Annotated in this window: 16 protein-coding genes; 14 read left to right on the top strand and 2 right to left on the bottom strand. The window is 35.2% G+C overall.

Annotation, left to right across the window (positions count from 1 at the left end; all coding sequences use genetic code 11):
* Positions 1–62: 62 nt before the first annotated feature.
* The 9 genes from AZF04_RS00135 to AZF04_RS00095 all read left to right on the top strand — a co-directional run bounded on the left by AZF04_RS00135 (position 63) and on the right by AZF04_RS00095 (position 12467).
* A complete protein-coding gene (locus AZF04_RS00135) occupies positions 63–1280 on the top strand; it encodes an AGE family epimerase/isomerase (RefSeq protein WP_235599890.1) in 1218 nt (405 codons plus the stop codon).
* Positions 1281–1291: 11 nt separating this feature from the next.
* A complete protein-coding gene (locus tag AZF04_RS00130) occupies positions 1292–2227 on the top strand; it encodes a glycoside hydrolase family 113 (protein WP_061947023.1) in 936 nt (311 codons plus the stop codon).
* A 176-nt stretch (positions 2228–2403) separates the two neighbouring features.
* On the top strand, positions 2404–4008 hold the full coding sequence (locus AZF04_RS00125) for a glutathione ABC transporter substrate-binding protein (RefSeq protein ID WP_235599889.1): 1605 nt from the start codon (positions 2404–2406) through the stop codon (positions 4006–4008).
* A gap of 295 nt (positions 4009–4303) precedes the next feature.
* On the top strand, positions 4304–5263 hold the full coding sequence (locus AZF04_RS00120) for an alpha/beta fold hydrolase (RefSeq protein WP_061947021.1): 960 nt from the start codon (positions 4304–4306) through the stop codon (positions 5261–5263).
* Between the two features lie 36 nt (positions 5264–5299).
* Positions 5300–5941 (top strand): YesL family protein, encoded by a 642-nt coding sequence (locus AZF04_RS00115; RefSeq protein ID WP_061947019.1) that lies wholly within the window; start codon positions 5300–5302, stop codon positions 5939–5941.
* A 315-nt stretch (positions 5942–6256) separates the two neighbouring features.
* Positions 6257–8719: a beta-mannosidase gene (locus AZF04_RS00110; protein ID WP_061947017.1), complete on the top strand. Its 2463-nt coding sequence runs from the start codon at positions 6257–6259 to the stop codon at positions 8717–8719.
* 134 nt (positions 8720–8853) lie between these two features.
* Positions 8854–9720 carry a carbohydrate ABC transporter permease gene (locus AZF04_RS00105; protein WP_061947475.1) on the top strand — a complete coding sequence of 289 codons (867 nt, stop codon included), beginning with the start codon at positions 8854–8856 and terminating at the stop codon, positions 9718–9720.
* Between the two features lies 1 nt (position 9721).
* Positions 9722–10558: a carbohydrate ABC transporter permease gene (locus AZF04_RS00100; protein WP_061947015.1), complete on the top strand. Its 837-nt coding sequence runs from the start codon at positions 9722–9724 to the stop codon at positions 10556–10558.
* A gap of 553 nt (positions 10559–11111) precedes the next feature.
* Entirely contained in the window at positions 11112–12467 is a 1356-nt protein-coding gene (locus AZF04_RS00095) for an ABC transporter substrate-binding protein (RefSeq protein ID WP_061947012.1), read from the top strand.
* Between the two features lie 140 nt (positions 12468–12607).
* Here AZF04_RS00095 and gdhA read toward each other — a convergent pair whose 3' ends face one another.
* The gene (gdhA, locus tag AZF04_RS00090; protein WP_061947010.1) at positions 12608–13987 is read right to left on the bottom strand and encodes an NADP-specific glutamate dehydrogenase; all 1380 of its coding nucleotides are present in this window, start codon (positions 13985–13987) and stop codon (positions 12608–12610) included.
* A gap of 138 nt (positions 13988–14125) precedes the next feature.
* Here gdhA and AZF04_RS00085 point away from each other — a divergent pair, with 138 nt between their 5' ends.
* Positions 14126–15028 (top strand): LysR family transcriptional regulator, encoded by a 903-nt coding sequence (locus AZF04_RS00085; protein WP_061947474.1) that lies wholly within the window; start codon positions 14126–14128, stop codon positions 15026–15028.
* Positions 15029–15552: 524 nt separating this feature from the next.
* Here the strand turns inward: AZF04_RS00085 and AZF04_RS00080 are convergent.
* Positions 15553–16590 (bottom strand): AbrB family transcriptional regulator, encoded by a 1038-nt coding sequence (locus AZF04_RS00080; protein ID WP_235599888.1) that lies wholly within the window; start codon positions 16588–16590, stop codon positions 15553–15555.
* A 175-nt stretch (positions 16591–16765) separates the two neighbouring features.
* Between AZF04_RS00080 and desA the strand changes: the two genes are divergently transcribed.
* The 4 genes from desA to AZF04_RS00060 all read left to right on the top strand — a co-directional run bounded on the left by desA (position 16766) and on the right by AZF04_RS00060 (position 21570).
* On the top strand, positions 16766–17773 hold the full coding sequence (gene desA / locus AZF04_RS00075) for a Delta(5) desaturase DesA (protein WP_061947008.1): 1008 nt from the start codon (positions 16766–16768) through the stop codon (positions 17771–17773).
* A 12-nt stretch (positions 17774–17785) separates the two neighbouring features.
* Entirely contained in the window at positions 17786–18937 is a 1152-nt protein-coding gene (locus AZF04_RS00070) for a sensor histidine kinase (RefSeq protein WP_061947006.1), read from the top strand.
* The gene (locus AZF04_RS00065; RefSeq protein WP_061947004.1) at positions 18934–19533 is read left to right on the top strand and encodes a response regulator transcription factor; all 600 of its coding nucleotides are present in this window, start codon (positions 18934–18936) and stop codon (positions 19531–19533) included. The genes AZF04_RS00070 and AZF04_RS00065 overlap by 4 nt, the downstream gene beginning before the upstream one ends.
* A 198-nt stretch (positions 19534–19731) precedes the next feature.
* Positions 19732–21570 (top strand): assimilatory sulfite reductase (NADPH) flavoprotein subunit, encoded by a 1839-nt coding sequence (locus AZF04_RS00060; protein ID WP_061947002.1) that lies wholly within the window; start codon positions 19732–19734, stop codon positions 21568–21570.
* The last annotated feature ends 27 nt before the right edge of the window (positions 21571–21597 follow it).

Genomic DNA, 21597 nt, shown 5'->3' with positions numbered 1-21597 from the left:
CAAGTTATGATTTATTTATTACTTAAACGATTACTTTATTTTTTATTGAAAGAGGTGAGAGTATGAGTCAAACGATGTTGAACTTAAATCAATTAAAAGTCGAAATTGAAAATGAATTAAAAAATAACATTTTGTCTTTTTGGGAAACGCATACGGTCGATCGTGTCCATGGAGGCTTCTACGGAAGTGTAAGTAATGAATTAGACGTTAAAAAGAAAGCTGAAAAAGGAGCTATTTTAAATTCTAGAATTTTATGGACATTCTCGAAAGCTTATCGACACTTTGAAGAATTAAACTATCTATCGATAGCCGAACACGCATTTTCTTATTTAAAAGAGGTTTTTTTAGATTTAGAGAATAACGGGCTGTTCTGGGAAGTCACTTATAATGGGATTCCTACTGAAACAAGAAAACACATATATAATCAAGCTTTTGCCATTTATGGGTTATCTGAATTCTATCGAGCAACTGGAAAAGAAGAAAGTTTAGATATAGCAAAAGGTTTATTTAAAGTCATTGAAGCTAAGTCATACGACCCTCAAAATAAAGGTTATTACGAGGCTTTTAAAAATAACTGGGATCAAGATGATGATTTTCGATTAAGTGGAAAAGAATTAAAAGCCGAAAAAACGATGAACACGCATCTGCATCTATTAGAAGCTTATTGCAATTTATATCGTGTATGGAAGGATAAGCTTTTGAAAGAGAGATTAATAGAATTAATTGAGGTTTTTAATGAGAAAATTCTCGATAAACAACAATATCAATTTCGTTTATTTTTTAATGAAAAATGGCAGTCTAAAGCAAACATTATTTCATATGGTCATGATATTGAAGGTAGCTGGCTATTATATGAAGCAGCAGAAGTGCTAGAAGACAAGAACATCCTATTAAGTATAAGAGAAACATCAGTAAAGATGGTTGAAACGGTTTATGAAAATGGAATCGATAGCAATGGCGGTGTCCATAACGAACGAATAAATGAGAAAGTAGATCGCGATAAAATATGGTGGGTTCAAGCAGAGGCAATGGTGGGGTTTTTAAATGCTTATCAATTAACAAAAAATGAGAAGTTTTTACTTGCGCTACAGCAAAATTGGTCTTTTACCAAAAAATTTATCATTGATCATCAGCATGGGGAATGGTTTTGGAAACGAAGAAGTGATTTAAGCATTGATCCAGCCTTACAGAAGGTAGAACCATGGAAATGTCCGTATCATAACGCTCGTTTCGGGTTTGAGATGAGTGAGCGACTGAATACTTTAATTCGTAACGAGTAGAGGAGGTAATGATGGAATATATAAAAGGTATGACATGGGGATGGGTAGGTACAAGAGGAACATGGAAGAATGAAGAGGCTGAATACTCAATGGATGAAATGAAGAAAGCTCTCTCGATAAATTGGACAGCGATTGCCTTTCAAGGACTACAAAAAACGGCTTTTTCTACTTTTATTAACTTCCAAACGGAAACATCTTTACGTGATGATGAAGTTAAGTGGGCTATAAAAAAAGCAAAATCATTAAATTTAAAGGTATGTTTAAAGCCAGTAGTAAATGTTGAAGATGGTACTTGGAGAGCTCATATTAATTTTTTTGATTTAGATGTACCTTGTGAACCAAAATGGTCACAATGGTTTGAAAGTTATCAGAAATTTATTATTCATTATGCGAAAATAGCTGAAGAAATGGAATGTGAAATGTTTTGTATTGGCTGTGAGATGGTTCAAACAGAGAGAAGAGAGCATGAATGGAGAAGTTTAATTAAAGCAGTTCGAAATGTTTATTCTGGCTTGATCACTTATAATTGTGACAAATATCAAGAAGGACAAGTAACGTGGTGGAATGAAGTCGATCTGATATCCTCAAGCGGCTATTATCCGATTAGTGATTGGGAAAGACAAAAATCTCGCATTAAAAGTGTAGTAGCTAAAGAAAAGAAGCCTTTCTTCTTTATGGAAGCAGGGTGTCCAAGTCGCGATGGTTCATCTCTTGTTCCTAATGATTGGAATTTAAATAAAGGAAAAATAAATCTCACTGAGCAAGATGAATATTATCGTATGATGTTTAAAAGTATGGAGACAGAAGATTGGTTTTATGGATTTATGCTGTGGGATTGGCCGGCTCAATTATATTCAGAAAAAGAAGCTTATTTAAATGATGATTATTGTGTGTATGGTAAACCAGCATCCAAAACCATTAAAAGCTTTTTTAACAAGATGCCATGATGTATCAATTAAAATGATCATGCTTAAACTAAGACAAACACTCACTTTTGAGCTGTTTGTTTTTTGAGTTGGTTTTATTGACAGTGTATGAATGTGGGGCTATAATTTAAAAGCGGATTATTCATATGATTTTTGTAGGAAATAAAATTAGGGATTTACGAAGGGGGATTTATTCTGTGAAAAAAGGTATTTATTTATACGCTATCCTATTCATGCTTTTATTGGCTGCTTGCGGAAATCAAGATACCGAGCAAGAAGGTTCTGAACAGCCAGAAGTAGATGGTGAACAAACAGAAGAAAATGCTGAGGTGGGTGGCGACTTAACAGTAGATTTAACGTCAGATGCTGTTTCACTTGACCCACATGCAGCGAATGATGGAAATTCATTATATGTCATGACAGCTATATATGATAATCTTGTTTATTTAGATAAGGATTTAACGATTCAACCAGGCTTAGCTGAAAGTTTAGAACAAATTGAGGATACCATTTGGGAAGTAAAAATTCGTCAAGATGTTACGTTTCATGATGGTACACCATTAAATGCAGAGGTCGTAAAAGCAAATCTTGACCGGGTGAGGGATCCTGACCTTGGCTCTCCTTTAGGGTTTTTATTCGATATGATTGAAGAGGTTCGTGAAATGGACGAATACACCGTTCAAATCGAAACAGAATTTCCATTTGCGTCACTACCTGCTCATTTAGCACACCCTGGTGGACATATTATCGGTCTTCAATCAATAGAAGCAGATTATGAGGCGATTGCAAATGGAGAGCCAGCTTTTTCTTATGTCAATGAAAACCCAATCGGTACGGGTTATTTCAAATATGAAAACCGTAATGTTGGTGAATCCATTGAATTAGTTAAAAACGAAAATTATTGGGATGTTGATGCCAAAGTAGATTCTGTAACGTTTAAAGTAGTACCTGAAGACTTTACAAGAATTGCTGAACTTGAAACAGGTGATGCTGATATTATTTATCCTGTTAATCCTAATGATGTTACTCGTTTAAATGAAGCAGAAAACACAAAGGTTGTTCAATCCGATAGTGCGAATATTACGTATTTAGGATTTAATACTCAAGTAGAACCATTTAATGACCGAAGAGTACGCCAAGCTATTACGAAGGCAATTGATAAGGAAGTATTAATTAGTGGAGTAGTAGACGGTGTTGCACTTGAAGCAAAAGGTCCTCTTGCACCAACTGTGTTTGGTCATAACGAAAATCTTGAACCGTTAAGTTTTGAATTAGAGGAAGCTAAAGCATTGCTTGCAGAAGCGGGCTATGAGGATGGGTTTTCTGCTACGATTCTTACTAATGAAAATAGAGCTTTTATCGACATTGCCGAGTATGTTCAAGAGCAATTAGCTTCATTAGGAATTGAAGTAGAAATCCAAACGGCAGAAACGGGCGCTTATTTAGAAACAACAGGGAATGGGAATTCTGAAATGTTTATTGGCAGCTGGGGTACGGTAACTCTTGACGCTGATTATGGTTTATATCCAATGTTCCACTCTTCAAATGCAGGAATGGCGGGTAATCGTTCTTTCATTGATGATCCTGAAATTGATTCTTTATTAGAGCAAGCTAGACAGGAAACGGATGAAACGAAGCGATTAGAGCTTTATCATGAAGTACAAGAGTTATTAGTTGAAGAAGCACCTATCGTTTATTTATATCACTCGATTCTTTTAGCGGGTTTAAGAGATGAGGTAGAAGGTTTTTATCAATATCCAAGTAGCTTTTTATTCTTACGAGATGTAACATTCAATCAATAATAATAGTAAGTTTAGTGGGTAGGAATCATTCACGGATGATCCTATCCACTACTTTTATTTACTCAGAAATTCACTTTTTTTTGAAAATGAACTAAATGTAGCGACACTTCAGCAGTCGAGAGTTTCATAGGGAAGTGAATAGCCGGAAGATTCTTATACCTTTGCTGTTTCTTATTCATGTGTCCTTAAGTTTTTCAAGATTTTGATAGTTCTCCTAAAGAAATACCCAAATTCAAAAGAATTTGATAAAATAGATTCGTAGTTTACTTTAATTCGGAAGAGAGTGAAACGAAGAATGCCAATGATTGATATGCCAATGGAACAATTAAAGAACTATCAAGGCAGAAACCCAAAACCTAAAGATTTTGATGCATATTGGGAGCGAGCCTTACAAGAGATGAGAGAGGTAGAAGCTAATATTGAAAAGCACCCTAGCTCATTTCAATCTCCATATGCTGATTGCTTCGACTTATTCTTTACTGGTGTGAATGAAGCGCGTATTCATGTTAAATATATCCGTCCAAAGCAGATAAAAGAGAAATCTCCTGCAGTGATAAAATTTCATGGTTATACAGGTAATTCTGGGGATTGGTCTAATCTTTTATCCTATGCAAGTCTAGGATATTCCGTTTTTGCAATGGATACTAGAGGGCAGGGGGGCCAATCAGAAGATAGTAGTATGATTAAAGGCAATACGCATCACGGTCATATTATTCGAGGGTTAGATGATCATGAAGATAAGTTATTGTTTAGACAAGTTTATCTTGATACTGTTCAGCTAGCGAATATTGTGATGGAAATGCCAGAGGTTGATGAAGATAGGGTAGCGGTTACGGGCTGGTCACAAGGCGGAGGTCTGGCTTTAGCTTGTGCTTCTTTAGAGCCAAGAATTAATAAGGTCGCACCAGTGTATCCTTTTTTATCTGATTACCAGCGTGTGTGGGAAATGGATTTAGCTAGAGATGCATATGAGGAGCTACGAAAATATTTCCGTCTATTTGATCCTCAGCATTTAAAGGAGAAAGAAATTTTTACAAAATTAGGATACATTGATATTCAACATTTAGTTGACCGAATAAATGGTGAAGTATTTATGGCTACGGGTCTAATGGATACAGTTTGTCCACCTTCTACTCAATTGGCAGCTTATAATAAAATTAAGGCGAAAAAAGAATTGAAAATTTATCCAGATTTTGCACATGAGCATTTACCCGGCCACCCAGATGCGATTTATCATTTTTTAAGTACTTGGTAAAATCAACGTTTTGAAAAGGAAGGGAACGGAACCGAAATGTTTGATACAACTTTTGTTACAAAAGTGTATGAAAGTATCAAAATAAGCTTATTGTATTGGATTTATTTGTTACGTGGAGCTGTTATTTATAGTGTGGTGCCTGCGACGATAGCTTTGTTCTTTTCAATTAATTTTCTTAGAAAATATGACGAAGATGATACTCCTATTCATCAACATTTTAAAAACCATTACTTAAAGCGAAGTAAAATGTATACGCTTCCTTCTTTTTTGTTTTCGATTTTTATCCTTTTGCTCTATGTTTTGCTTTATTTTTTAAATAAAGAAAGCCACGCCTTATCTCTATTATTAACCGTTATTTGCTTATATCTTTTGTTAAAGCTTGTCGTTTTATTTACATATAGCTGTTATATCTTAACCAAGAGAGAGTGGACGATAGGGAAAGCTTTAATGGTTGGTTTTTGGTTGTCTACTAGGCATCTGTTTTTTACGGTTTTAATCGTAGCATTTTTTTGTGGAATGTTTTACCTATTAAGGCTACATGTTTTTTTATTTCTCGTTTGCTTTCCTGCACTTTATGGGTTTACGGTGCTGTTCTTATTTGAATCGATCTCATTACCAAAGATTTTGAGTAAACGAAAGAAAACAGAAGCTAAGAAAGATGATAAGAAACAAATTTGAGAGAAACGATTTGTGGGTATGTCCTCAATTTACTCTATGAGAGGTCCACGATTATTACACTTATAATCAATAACGAACAGACCCTCCTTCTTGTGATAAGAGAGAGGGTCTTTTGAATATGTAAATCCTTTATGAAATTTGAAATAAAGCTCACATATGGTACGGATACTCCAGTGGGATGAAATGGCCTTGCTGAAAATCTCTTTTAAAAAGATAAAGCAATGATCCCTAATTCCCATTGACAAGTAAGCGTTATCAATTTAAGATTAATTTATTAACTTAACGATAACTTAATAAAAAAGTGGAGGGGATTAAGTGCGGCAATTATCATTAAATGGTCAATGGGATATGAAAGATACAAAAGATTTTAATTGGAAGAAAGCAACGGTCCCAGGATCAGTCTTTGCTGAATTAATGAAGCAAGGAAAAATGAAAGATCCTTTTTATCGAGATGATGAAAAGCACGTTCTGGAATGGGCATCAAAGGACTTCGAGTATAAAAGAACCTTTATGTTAGAAAAATCATTCAACCAATATCCCAATATTTTCTTACAATGTAAAGGGATTGACACGATTGCTTCCATTTATATCAATGGCTCGCTTATTCAGAAAACGGACAATATGCATCGCACTTACGAGATTTATATAAAGCCTCATGTGAAAGTGGGAGAAAATGAGATTCATATAATCCTCAAGTCACCTCTTCAGTATATTGAGAAAAAACAAAGCGAAAGCTATTTGTGGGGAGCAGAGGATTCAATAGAAGGTTTTCCTCATATTCGAAAAGCTCATTATATGTTCGGTTGGGATTGGGGCCCGAAAATTCCTGACAGTGGAATTTGGAAAAACATTAATCTCATTGCTAAAAAGAAAAGTTTTATTCATGATGTTTACATTCGACAGCAGCATGAAGAACATCAAGTTACACTAATAAGTGAATGGGCAATTAGTGATGTTCATCAGAAAATGGCTTTAGAAGTTAAGGTGACCTCACCTGACGGTCAAATCTGGAAGGAAGTCAAGGAATTGTCAGCATTGAATGGAGATACTTCTATTACCATACAAAAACCACAGCTTTGGTATCCAAATGGATATGGTAAACAACCGCTTTATAAAGTTGAACTGAAGTTATATGAAGGTGACGAACCTTTAGATGAAAAAATATATCAAATAGGCATACGTAAGATTTCTCTTATACAAGAGCCTGACCAATGGGGGGAAAGCTTTAAATTTGAAGTAAATGGGATATCAATCTTTGCAATGGGTGCCAACTATATTCCAGAAGATAATTTTGTGGGACGGATAAGTAAAGAGAGGACGGAGCGTTTAATTCAAAGCTGCGTGAATGCCAATTTTAATATGATTCGAGTGTGGGGCGGAGGTTTTTATCCCGATGATGATTTTTATGAATTATGCGATCGTTATGGTCTAATGGTGTGGCAAGATTTCATGTTTGCCTGTGCAGTATATGAATGGACTGATTCTTTCGAAGAATCAGTCATCGCTGAAATAACCGACCAGGTAAAAAGAATAAGACATCACGCATGCTTGAGCCTATGGTGCGGAAATAACGAAATGGAGGAAGCTTGGTCGAGTTGGGACTTTCCAAAAACTGCGAAATTGCGTGCCGATTATTTGAAGCAATTTGAAATCATTATGCCTGATTTACTTAAAAAATTAGACCCGGATACAGCTTATTGGCTCTCCTCACCATCATCAGGTGGAGGCTTTGAAAAACCAAATGATGAAAATAGTGGGGATGTTCATTATTGGTCAGTATGGCATGGACAAAAGCCATTTACTGAGTATCGGAAATTTTATTTTCGTTTTTGTTCGGAGTTTGGCTTTCAATCTTTTCCTTCTTTAAAGACTGTGCAATCTTTTACTAATCCTACTGATCGAAATATCTTTTCACAAGTGATGGAAAATCATCAAAAGAACGGTCAAGCAAATGGTAAAATTCTTTATTATTTATCAGAAAATTACTTATACCCAAAAGACTTTAACTCTTTACTGTACACCTCGCAAATTCTACAAGCTGAAGCAATAAAATATGCCGTTGAGCATTGGAGGAGACATCGAGGTCGCTGTATGGGTTCGATTTATTGGCAGCTAAATGACTGTTGGCCAGTCGCATCATGGTCGAGCATCGATTATTATGGTAGGTGGAAAGCTCTTCATTATTATGCAAAAACATTTTATGCGCCGCTACTTCTTTCCTTGTGTGAGGATGAAGATTTTGTTGATATTCATTTAACAAATGACCATACATACTCTCACCACAATTTACAAATAAAATGGTATGTGAAAGATCATCATTCTAATCTCATTCGTAATGGAGAATTTCATACTAATATAACACCATTGACAGCCGAAAAATTAAGCAGAATTGAAGTACAAGAAGAATTAAAGGAATATGGAAAAGAAAACATCTATGTTGAATGTGAATTGTACAATGAAAATGCTCAACTTCTTCAAGTAAAGACTTGCCTTTTTACAAAAGCCAAGCACTTTAACTTTATTTCTCCTCATATTAAACATGCTATCTATGAAAATGATGATCAATACTCAATTGAATTATCCTCAAGAGCGTTTGCTAAAAATGTAGAACTAGATTTTGCGGATTGTGATGCTATATTCAGTGATAATTATTTTGATTTATCAGCTGATCGAAAAAGATTAATAACGATAAAAAAAGAGGAACTTTCAAAACCTTTATCATTAAAAGAGGTAGAAACAAATTTAAAAATATTTAGTTTATTTGATATTAGTCAGTAGTGTTAGCTGCTTGTGCAGGATAGTAAATATAGTTAGACATGAAAACTTTAGGGGGCACTTAGATGGAAAAAAGAACATCGTCTTCCGCTTCAGACATTTCTTACAAAATTCGTCATGCCTTTTCATTAAGTCGTATGAATTACAAGCAACAAAAGATAGTCATTATTATTGCTTTCTCCATCATACCAGTCGGATTACTCATAACTTTTTCTTATTTACCGCTTTTTAATATGCTTATGTACAGCTTTACTAGTTGGAATGGAACAAGTCCGATCAAGGAATTTATCGGATTAAGCAATTATTTTGAAATATTTACACGCCCAGAATATTTTTCAGTCTTTACAGTAAGTTTATATTATTTCTTTGCAACATTTATTCAAATGGCTTTAGCCTTATATTTTGCAACGATACTTAGTTTTAAAGTAAGATTTAAAAATCTTTTTAAAGGAGCAATCTTTTTCCCTTATTTATTAAATGGAGTGGCTATAGGGTTTATCTTTTTATTTTTCTTTAGACCTGATGGTACTTTAGATTCTTTATTAGGAATACTCGGATTAGGGGAATGGACGCAATATTGGTTGCGAGATCCGAATATGATTAATGTCTCATTAGCTGGGACGTCTATATGGAGATATATGGGGCTCAATTTTTTAATCTTTTTAGGAGCGATACAATCAATATCAGCGGAAATTTACGAAGCAGCAGATATTGATGGGGCTAATAGCTGGCATAAATTTCGTTATATTATCTTGCCAAGTATCCGGAGAATTGTAGAGCTCAATGTGATTTTAGCTATTAGTGGAGCTATCTCTGTTTTTGAAATTCCGTTTATTATGACCGGAGGAGCTAATGGAAGTTCTACATTCGTCATCCAAACCATCGATACCGCCTTTAAATTTAGTAAAGTAGGTTTAGCTTCCGCAATGGGAATCGTATTATTAATCATTGTCATTTTTGTCACTGTGCTACAAAGGTTACTGTTTAAAGAAAGGAGAGTATAGTATGACATTATCTCCTAAAGCTATTCTGGCCAGTTTTTTCAAGTATTTCTCTCTTATTTTAGGTGTGCTTATTACGACTATTCCGATTTTAGTTGTACTGTTCGCTTCATTTAAAACACCAGAAGAATATGCAAACACAAGCCCGATTTCTCCTCCAGAGAGTTGGTTAAATATTGAAAATTACCAAAGAGCCTTTTTTGAAGGTAATATGTTATTAGGTTTTCTTAACACTGGATTTATGCTAGCTGCCTCACTAATAATTGCTATTCTGATAGGGACAATGATTGCGTATGTCCTGAATCGCTTTCAGTTTAGAGGAAGTAAAGTATTAATTTCTTTATTTTTACTAGCAACGTTAATCCCAGCTATCACGACTCAAGTAGCTACTTTTCAAATTATAAGTGATTTAGGCTTATTTAATACTAGATGGTCGGCTATTATTCTCTTTGCTAGTACTGATATTATTGCTGTCTATATTTTTCTTCAATTCTTAGAGCGAGTTTCTTTATCTTTAGATGAATCAGCAATGCTTGATGGAGCCTCTTACTTTACGATTTATCGGAAAATTATTTTACCGCAATTGAAACCAGCAATGGCTACTGTTCTGATTATTAAAGGGGTGGGTATTTATAATGATTTTTATACTCCGTTCTTATATATGCCTAAACCGGATTTACAAGTAGTCTCAACCGCTTTATTTAAATTTCAGGGACCGTATGGTTCTCAATGGGAAGTCATTTGTGCTGGCATCGTTATTGTTATTATTCCTACGCTAATCATTTTTCTTTTTTTACAAAAGTATATCTATAATGGCTTTACTGATGGTTCGGTTAAATAATAAAAGTCTACTTAAGTGAGTTTCATCATTGCTCTATATGTGAATAAAACTGAACGATTATTATAAATGATGTCTTGAATATTTATGAATTAACTTGTTGATTGTAACGGTAGGTAGTGTCTCCCAAAGGATCAGCGCCGTTTGAAAATCCACGCTGTCGACACTCTGCATAATCAGAGTTAGCTGAAGGCAAGCCCTTCGGAAGGTATCTACCTAAAATGAAAATCAAACACCAAATCGTTCGGTTTTTGTTTAAAGACGGATTTTTCTGAATTAACTCGTTGATTGAAACGGTAGGTAGTGACTCCCAAAGGATCAGCGCCGTTTGAAGATCCACTCTGACGAAGCCCAGCGTAGTCAGAGTTAGCTGAAAACAAGCCCTTGGGAAAGCATCTACCTAAAGTGGAAATCAAAGACCTAATCATTACGTTTTCATTATAAGATAGAAATAATGAATTGGATTCACTTAAAAAACGATTGACTAGAAAGCGTTTTCATAATAGAATAAAAATAATTAAGTTAACGATAACTTTATAATGATGGAGGGGTCGAAATGAAAGGTAGGAAGTGGCTTTACTTAATTTGTCTTTCTGCGTTTGTTTGGATGGTTGCTGCTTGTAGTGGAGGTAATGACGAAACAACTGGAGACCAAAGTATCGAAGGAGAGCCTTCTGAAGGTGAAACATCTGAAGCCGTTTCCCCAGAAGATTTAGAGGGTGATTTAACGATTCTTATTCATCGCACGGATATTGTTGATACTGTTTTTGAAGGGTATAAAGAGGCGTTCCAAGAAAGACATCCAAATGTAGAGATTAGCTTTGAAGCAATAACAGATTATCAGGGTCAAGTAAACATCAGGATGAATACAACGGATTATGGAGATGTATTAATGCTACCTGATAACATCCTACCTAGAGATTTTCCAACTTTTTTTGAACCATTAGGAAATACAGATGAGCTATTAGATAAATATTTATTTGCCGATATCGCATCTTTTGAAAGAGTCACATATGGAATTCCAATCACAATAAACGCAAATGGTATTGTCTATAATAAAGATATATTTGAAGAGGCAGGTGTTACAGAAATACCTTCAACTCATGAAGAGTTTATAGAAGCTATGAAACTAGTAAAAGAGAATACAGATGCTATTCCTTTATACACGAACTATGGAGATACATGGCCCCTTTCACAGTGGGAGGCGAATCGATTATCGATTTCAGGAGACCCTGATTTTAACAATGAACTAGTTCGAACAGCAAGACCTTTTGAAGAAGGCGAGCCACATTACCAATTGTACAAACTAATGTATGATGTAGTCGAACAAGAATTGACCGAAAATGATCCGTTAACAACGGATTGGGAATCTTCCAAACAAATGCTAGCTAATGGAGAAATTGCAACGATGGTACTTGGTTCTTGGGCGATCACTCAAATTCAAGATATGGCAGCAGATCCGAGTTCTATTGGCTATATGCCATTTCCTTATACGCATGATGACGGTACGATTTACTCTACTGTAGGAAGTGATTTTGCTGTAGGAATTAATGTGCATTCCGATTCAAAAGAAGCAGCGCGGGCTTGGATTGATTACTTTGTAGATGAATCAAATTATGCAGTAGATGAGGGAGGGATTTCACCATTAATTGGAGAACCTTACCCTGAAACACTTGCTTCTTTTGATGAGTTAGGAGTTGAATTTATTTCTGATAATCCTCCGAATGAAGGAGAAGAAGGGTTACTTGATGATATTGACAATCAGTCAGAGGTTGGTCTATGGGCAGAGAATTTTAAACAAAGAATTGTTGAAGCAGCAATTGGGAATCGTTCAGAATCCTATGATGATATAATGGAAGATTTAAATGTTCGCTGGCAAGAGGCTCAGGAGCAATTGTATCAAGGGGAATAAGAGAATAAGAAAAACTCTTCCTTATATAGGGAAGAGTTTTTAATTGAATTGAAAGCTGGAAAATTTGTAACAAAAGAAAATCGAAAAGAACAAACTCTTTGGGGAGAGTTGAAATTATTCTTTTTGCTTGATTTTATTTATTAGATGACACCTTGAGCGATCATCGTATCTGCTACTTTAATAAACCCTGCAATATTCGCACCTAAAATTAAATTATTCGGTTCGCCATATTGTTTTGCAGTTTCCAAACTTTCAAAATAGATATCTTTCATAATTTGTTGTAGCTTTGTGTCAACAGTCTCAAATGACCAAGGAAGGGAGCGGTTTTGCGCCATTTCTAATGCGGAAACACTTACACCACCAGCATTAGCTGCCTTTGCAGGAGCGAATGAAACATCATTTGATTGAAGGGTTTTAATGGCCTCAAGAGTGCATGGCATGTTGGCACCTTCTCCTACCGCTAAAACACCATTAAAAACTAATTGCTTTGCTGACATTTCATCTATCTCATTCTGTGTTGCACATGGAAGTGCAATGTCACAAGGAATAGACCAAATTCCAGCACAGCTATCTACATATGTGGTATTAGAATCATATTCAAGATAATGCTTGATTCTTTTATTTTCGATTTCCTTTATTTGTTTAATCTTCTGTATATCTAAGCCTTTTTCGTTAAAAATATACCCATTGGAATCACTACAAGCTATAATAGTGCCGCCTAATTGCTCTGCTTTTTCCATTGCATAGATCGAAACATTTCCAGAGCCAGAAACAATGACCTTTTTACGATTAAAATCTAAGCTTTTTTGTTTGAGCATTTCTTGAACAAAGTAGACAAGTCCATAACCAGTTGCTTCTTTCCTGACCAGGCTTCCACCATAGCTTAACCCTTTACCTGTCAAAACACCGGCTTCAAATGATCCTGTAATACGTTTGTACTGCCCATATAAATAACCAATTTCTCGCTGACCGACCCCAATATCTCCGGCAGGGACATCTATAGTAGACCCGATGTGTTTATATAATTCCGTCATAAAACTTTGGCAAAATCTCATGATTTCTTCGTCCGACTTACCTTTAGGGTCAAAATCACTTCCGCCTTTTCCGCCACCAATCATTAACCCAGTTAGGGAATTTTTAAAGATTTGTTCAAAACCTAAAAATTTTATAATGCTACTGTTTACGGTAGGGTGAAAGCGAAGTCCTCCCTTATAAGGTCCTAAAGTTGAACTAAATTGTACTCTAAAACCTCGATTGACTTGAATCTGGTTTTGATTATCTAGCCAGGGGACTCTAAAAGTAATCATTCTTTCTGGTTCAACGAGCCTTTCTAGTACTTGATGTTTGATATAATGTGGATTTTTTTGCAATACTGGCTCTAAGGAGTGTAAAACCTCAAAAATAGCTTGATGAAATTCATCTTCATTTGGATTTCTAGATGTAACAATGGTTTTAATGTTTTCTACATAAGCTTTTATTTCTTCTTTATTTTTAATGTCTGTTTTCTCCACTACGGTCATGTAAATCCTCCCCATCCAACAACTTAACTTGACAATTGGCTCAAAACTTATTATTAATTTTATAATCAATTAATTCATCTATCCAATATCAAAAATCGATGTTATCAATATCAAAATGAGATGAAAGGGATGTTATTCGTGGAATTACGACAAATTCGGTATTTTTTGGAGGTTGCTAAAAGAGAGCACTTCACAGAAGCTTCGGAGAAATTACATGTAGCTCAATCGGCCGTTAGTCGCCAAATTAACCAACTTGAAGAGGAGCTAGGTGTATCTTTGTTTGTTAGAGAAGGGAGGAGAGTACATATTACTCCTATAGGTCGTTTATTCGCTGATAAGATGACTCAAGCGCTTCAATTAATAGACCATGCTACACAGGAAGTGACTGAATATATTCATCCAGAAAGAGGGATGATTAAAATTGCCTACCCGATTAGTTTAGCCGCTCATACACTACCACGAGCCATACAATCTTTTAGGCAAATATATCAGCAAATCGATTTTCAATTAAAGCAGCAGCTTTATTATGATCTTATTGACTCTGTTATAAAAGGTGAATTTAATATGGCTTTAATTTCTCCTTTACCTTTACAAGAAGAAAGAGTAGTAAAAGAAGCTTTATTTGAAGATTCGATCGTAGCTTTATTACCAATCGCTCATCCACTGAGCAAAAAGGAAGAAATATCTCTCAATCAATTGAAGGATGATTTCTTTTGTGTTTTACCTGAAGGTTTTGTATTTCGGGAAATGGTTGTTCATGCTTGCACAGAGGCAGGATTTGAGCCATTAATTGGCTTTGAGGGAGATGATATTGATGCGTTGAAAGGGTTAGTTTCAGCTGGTCTTGGCATTGCATTGATGCCACAAGTAACACTCTTAGAAAATATACCAAGCTCTACAGTCAAAATTCGAATCTCCAATCCTCAATTAACTCGTACAGTAGGAATGATTCGAGCAAAAGACCGAGATTTATTACCAGCTGAACAACTATTTTATCAGTTCATAAAAAGCTTTTATAAAGAGTCTGAAGAGAAGCTATAATCCATTATTTTGTTAGTTGAGTGAATTTCATCATTGCTCTATAAGTGAATGAAACCGAACAATAATTATAAAATGTCTTGATTTTTTGCGAATTCACTCGTTGATTGTAACGGTAGGTAGTGACTCCCAAAAGAAATCGCCGTTTGAAGATCCACTCTGACGACGCTCTGCGGAATCAGAGTTAGCTGAAGACAAGCCCTTGGGAAAGCATCTACCTAAAGTGAAAATCAAACACCAAAACGTTCGGTTTTCAATATAAAATTTGAATGATGAAGTGGGTTTAAGTTAATGGAAACGACCATTCATTATAAAAATGTACTGAATGTTTTCGAATTCACTCTTTGATTGTAACGGTAGGTAGTGACTCCCAAATGAAATCGCTGTTTGAAGATCCACTTTGACGACGCTCTGTGGAATCAGAGTTAGCTGAAGACAAGCCCTTGGGAAAGCATCTACCTAAAGTGAAAATCAAAACCAAATCGTCCGGTTTTCATTATAAGATATGAATTAAGAAATTGATTCATTCAACGGTCTTTTTGAAAATACCATTTTAAAAAGATAGGAACAACCGTTACAATCAACAAAATACGTGTTAGTTGCAAGGCGCTAACGATAGCTGGGTCAGCCCCTACTTGGGATGCAATTAGAACCATTTCGATCAGTCCACCAGGAGCTGTACTTAATAGAGCAGTTGCTAAATCTAATGAAGTCAATTTACTTAATATCCATCCTAATCCGATAGAAACGATAATCAGGACAAGCGTAATAGTTAGGTAAACAAAACCATATTTTCCGCCTTCTTTTAACGTTGAAAAATGAATGTTTATACCTAAGCTTGCACCCAAGCATATTTGCGCAATGATTAACAATAATTCTGGAAGAGGAGGAATCGAACCTAAAATAATATTTAATAACGCAACGACAAGCATCGGTCCCACAACAATTCCGGCAGGAACTTTGTCTTTTAATATTAGCGCGACGATAATAGGAAAAATATAAAAGCTATAGGACCACTCAAAAGTAAGTGTGGCTTGATACGTATCTTTAATAAGTGTTTCGGTATCTGTACTGAATAGAGCTATCATAATAGGTGGAACAGTAAAAAGAACCGTTAATAAACGAATCGTTTGAAATATCGTCACATAAGAAGAGTTTGCATGTAACGATTCGCTTGCCACGACCATTTCCGTCAAACCACCAGGAATTGAACTAAAAGTACTCGTTACTTTATCCACTGAAATCCATTTCGTCACCATTATACTAAGCCAAATACTGATTAAAATTAATAAAGCGATTAAAAATAAATAGGGCAACAGAAAAGGCCCTATCGTAATAAAGGTTTCAAGGGTAAAATATAGACCAAAATAAGCTCCTAATAAAATCAGACTTCCATTTTTAAGTGAGTTTGGCAAATATAATTTGCGTTGTGTAAATCCTTGCCAAAGCACTACAGCGGTTAAAGAACCCAATACCCAAGGCAAAGGGAGACTTAACAAATGAAAGACGTAACCACCAAAAAAAGAAATGAAAATAGTTTGAATCAGGTCAAATAATATACGCACATGAAGAACTCCTTTAATAAACACATATTGCTCTATTTTAACATAGCTGTTTTAATGATTATTTCATTCTTTTTTTGATATATGACATTTATCATATAGCTAACATGATACGTATGACTGCCTAAACATTTCAATCTTTCTTATAATGAAAAAAAACACAATAAGGAATGATTTGATGAAGGAACAACAAAAAGCTCTACGTAAGCAAGTAGCTCCGTACGAGAAAAGTAATCGTCATAAAAGTATCACTCAGCTATTCAATACATTAGTTCCATTTGTTTTGTTATGGATTGGAGCTTATTATCTTCTTGAAATTTCTATTTGGTTATCTTTGGGTCTTTCAGTCATCGCTGGTGGATTTTTAGTTCGTGTGTTTATCATTTTCCATGATTGTTGTCACCATTCATTTTTTAAAAATCGAAAAGTGAACAAGATCATCGGTACAATGACAGGTGTATTAACTTTATTTCCATATAGTAAATGGGGACATGAACACTCCGTGCACCATGCGACAAGTGGGAATTTGGATAAACGAGGTGTAGGAGATATTTGGATGATGACAGTTGATGAATATGCGTCAGCTTCCCAATTAGAAAAACTACAATACCGTCTCTATCGTAATCCTTTCGTTATGTTTGTACTTGGACCGATTTTTGTATTTTTAATTCAAAATCGATTCAATAGAAAAGGTGCCAGAAGAAAAGAACGAATGAATACGTACTTAACGAATCTACTTATTGTTGCTTCTATTACCTTATTGTGTTTGACAATCGGCTGGCAATCATTTCTACTCGTGCAAGGGCCGATATTTTTAGTGTCCGGTATAGCGGGTGTTTGGTTGTTTTATGTACAACACACATTTGAAGATTCCTATTTCGAAGTGGACCAAAAGTGGAATTATGTGCTAGCTTCAGTAGAAGGAAGCTCTTACTATAAATTACCTAAGCTTTTACAATGGTTAACTGGAAATATAGGCTACCACCATGTTCACCATTTAAGCCCACGGGTTCCTAACTATCAATTAGAAAAGGTTCATAATGAGGTATCACCACTTCAGCATGTTCCTACAATAACGATTAAAACAAGCATCGCCTCATTAAAGTATCATTTATGGGATGAAAATCAAAAGAAATTTGTTGGCTTTCGTGCCGCAAAAAAGGTACGATTAGGAAAAGTAAGTTAAGAGGGTTAAAAAATGGGTAATCACAAATTATCAATCACAGTCAAACAATATTTAAACTTTGAAAAAAGAAACGGGATTGCTCCATATATTTGGACAGTCCTTTGTATTTTGCCCTTTTATTTTATCGTTCAATCAACCACTCTTGTTAGTATTATTGGTATATCATTAACGCTGCTTTTCTTTCTTTTTTTTAGATTGGCCAATATTTCGAACAAGGGTTGGACGATTTATTTATGGACGATTTTGTTAAATGCTATGTCCATTATGGCTATCTATTTATATAGCTATGTGTACTTTGCTTTCTTTTTGGCTTATCTTATTGGGAACATACGAGATAGAATTGCCTTTTTTATCTTATATTTTATTCATTTACTTTCGACCACTGTGATGATTAATTATATGTTTGCCGTCCAAGAACCGTTGTTTATTAGACAGCTTCCTTTTATCATCATCGTTCTAATCAGTATTATTTTATTGCCATTTAATTTGTTTAACCGAAATGAAAAAGAAAAATTAGAGGAAAAATTAGAAGATGCCAATAAAATGATTTCAGAGCTGATTAAGGTTGAAGAAAGAGAACGTATTGCACGGGATCTTCATGATACGCTCGGACAGAAACTTTCCTTGATAGGATTAAAATCTGAATTAGCGAATAAATTAATAAAAAAAGACCCAAAACAAGCAAGTCAGGAGCTTCAAGATGTACAGCAAACAGCAAGAACGGCACTGAGTGAGGTAAGAAAAATGGTTTCGCAGATGAGGAGTGTCCGATTAAAAGACGAATTAGTTCGTGTTAAACAGCTTTTACAGGCAGCTGAAATTGAATCAAGTATAGACAATCCTCCTGAAACGTTACATTTAAGTTTAATATCAGAAAATATACTAAGCATGTGTTTAAAGGAAGGCATAAATAATGTAGTGAAGCATAGTGGAGCAACGATTTGTCATATTTCAATAGAGGTTAAGCAAGATAGTACGATTTTAAATATAATGGATAATGGACGCTTCAAACAACCTTCCGCTAACTATACAGTAGGCTATGGAATAATTGGTATGAGGGAACGGTTAGAATTTATTAATGGCAAGCTTGAATTGTTTACACAAGACGGAACCAACTTGAAAATAACGGTTCCATCTGATGCGCGCGGAGGTGAATCATCATGATAAAGGTTGTAATTGCAGAAGATCAACAAATGCTTCTAGGTGCATTAGGGGCTCTTTTAAACCTAGAAGAAGATATAACGGTTGTCGGAAAAGCCTTTGATGGTGGTGAGGCTATCAAGTTGGTGCAAGACTTAAAGCCACATATTTGTTTAATGGATATAGAGATGCCAGGAAAAAGTGGCTTAGAGGCTGCTGAGGAATTAAAAGATAGTGAAACGAATGTCATCATTTTAACCACTTTTGCACGAGCAGGATATTTTCAAAGAGCTTTAAAGGCGGGGGTTAAGGCCTATTTATTAAAAGATTCTCCTAGTGATGATTTAGCCAATGCGATCCGTCAAGTGATGAATGGCAAGCGAATTTTCGCACCTGAGTTAATGGATGATGTGTACAGTGAAAAAAATCCATTAACAGAAAGAGAAAAAGACGTACTTGAATTAATAGCAGATGGAAAAAGTACGAATGAAATAGCTAACCAATTAAGTATTAAGGTGGGGACGGTTAGAAATTATGTATCGGTTATACTTGATAAACTAGAAGTAACCAATCGGATCGAAGCCATTAAACAATCTAAAGAACGTGGTTGGTTTAAATAATGAAGAGAAAAAAAGGTAGGCCTATATATACATACATATGTATTTAGGACTATCTATTTTTTTGAGCTTAAACTAAAAAGAATAGCACTTTATTTGTTAAAACCAACTTGACGTATAGGAATAGTGAAGCTATGATAGAATAAACTTATTTCAACAAAAACGTGAATTTGTATTTATTCTTATGTGAGGTGGATATTGTTGCAACTTCAAGTTATAAACAGTCCTTTTAATCAAGAACAAGTTGATTTATTAAATCAACTCTTACCAACTTTAACAGAATCTCAAAAATTATGGTTAAGCGGGTACATGGCTGCAGGACAAAGTGTAGAAGTAGTAAAACCGCTTGAAACAGGTACAGAAATTTCTGAACAGTCTGTCAGTACTCCTGCTATATCGAAGGATGTAACGATATTGTTCGGTTCTCAGACAGGAAATGCTCAAAGCTTAGCCAAGGAAACAAAACGAAAATTAGAAGGTAATGGATTTAATGTAACCTTGTCTTCAATGAATGACTTTAAGCCTAATCAACTAAAAAAAGTTGAAAATCTTTTTATTTTAGTGAGTACGCATGGTGAGGGCGAACCACCTGACAATGCACTTTCCTTTCATGAATTTTTACTAGGAAAACGAGCTCCTAAACTAGATGGGGTTCATTTTTCTGTGCTTTCGCTTGGCGATAGCTCATATGAGTTTTTCTGTCATACAGGAAAAGAATTTGATCAAAGGTTAGAAGAGTTAGGTGGAACAAGAGTTTTCCCTCGTGTTGATTGTGATTTAGACTTTGATGAACCAGCATCTGAATGGATGGAAGGCATTATAAAAGGGTTAACCGAATTGCAATCAGATTCGACTCATTCAGAAGCTGCTTCTAAATTAGCAGCAGGCCCTTCTTCGAGTGCAGAAGAATCTCCTTACTCAAGAACGAATCCATTTCAAGCTGAAGTTTTAGAAAATATTAATTTAAATGGTAGGGGCTCCAATAAAGAAACAAGACATTTAGAAATTTCCTTGGAAGGATCTGGGCTAACTTATCAGCCAGGAGATAGCTTAGGAATTTATCCTACTAATGACCCTACATTAGTCGATCTCTTATTGAATGAATTAAATGCAGAATCTAATGAAATTGTGACCATAAATAAGCAAGGTGATGTTCTTCCTTTGAAGGAGGCACTTACAAATTATTTTGAAATTACTATTTTAACAAAACCTCTTGTCGAAAAACTTTCAAAGCTAACGGCCAATGAAGATTTACACAAGCTACTATCAACTAATGAAAAAGATAGATTAAAAGAGTATATAAAAGGAAGAGATTTGCTTGATTTCATTAAAGACTTTGGACCGTGGTCCGGTTCGATTCAAGATTTTGTGAATCAATTAAGAAAAATTCCAGGTCGATTATATTCTATTTCAAGCAGCTTAGAAGCGAATCCAGAAGAAGTACATATTACAATTGGTGCAGTTCGGTATCAATCAGCAGGTAGAGAACGAAATGGAGTTTGCTCTATACTTTGTTCAGAAAGAATAGAGCCAGGAGATACTTTACCCGTTTATATTCAGCATAACGAGAATTTTAAACTTCCTGAAAATCCAGATACACCGATTATCATGGTAGGTCCTGGAACTGGAGTAGCGCCTTTTCGATCCTTTTTACAAGAAAGAGAGGAGCAAGGACACACAGGAAAGTCATGGTTATTTTTTGGGGATCAGCATTTTGTAACGGATTTTCTTTACCAAACAGAATGGCAAGGTTGGTTGAAGGATGGAACACTATCGAATATGGATGTTGCATTTTCGCGCGATACAAATGAAAAAGTGTATGTCCAGCATCGTATGAAAAAGCACAGCGCCGAGCTTTATGAATGGATAAAAGAAGGGGCCGTATTATATGTATGTGGTGATGAAAAAAATATGGCTCATGATGTTCACCAAACGCTAATTGACATAGTAGAAAAAGAAGCTAGTTTAAGTAGAGACGAAGCAGAGGCATTTATATTAGACTTGCAGCAACAACGTAAATATCAAAGAGATGTTTACTAGGTTTGTTGATTGAAAGGAGAATTATGG

This window comes from Alkalihalobacillus trypoxylicola, from assembly GCF_001590785.1.
Classification (GTDB): Bacteria; Bacillota; Bacilli; order Bacillales; family Bacillaceae_D; genus Alkalihalobacillus; species Alkalihalobacillus trypoxylicola.
Note: the sequence above shows the minus strand (reverse complement) of the source record. Positions and strands in the feature narration are given on the sequence as shown.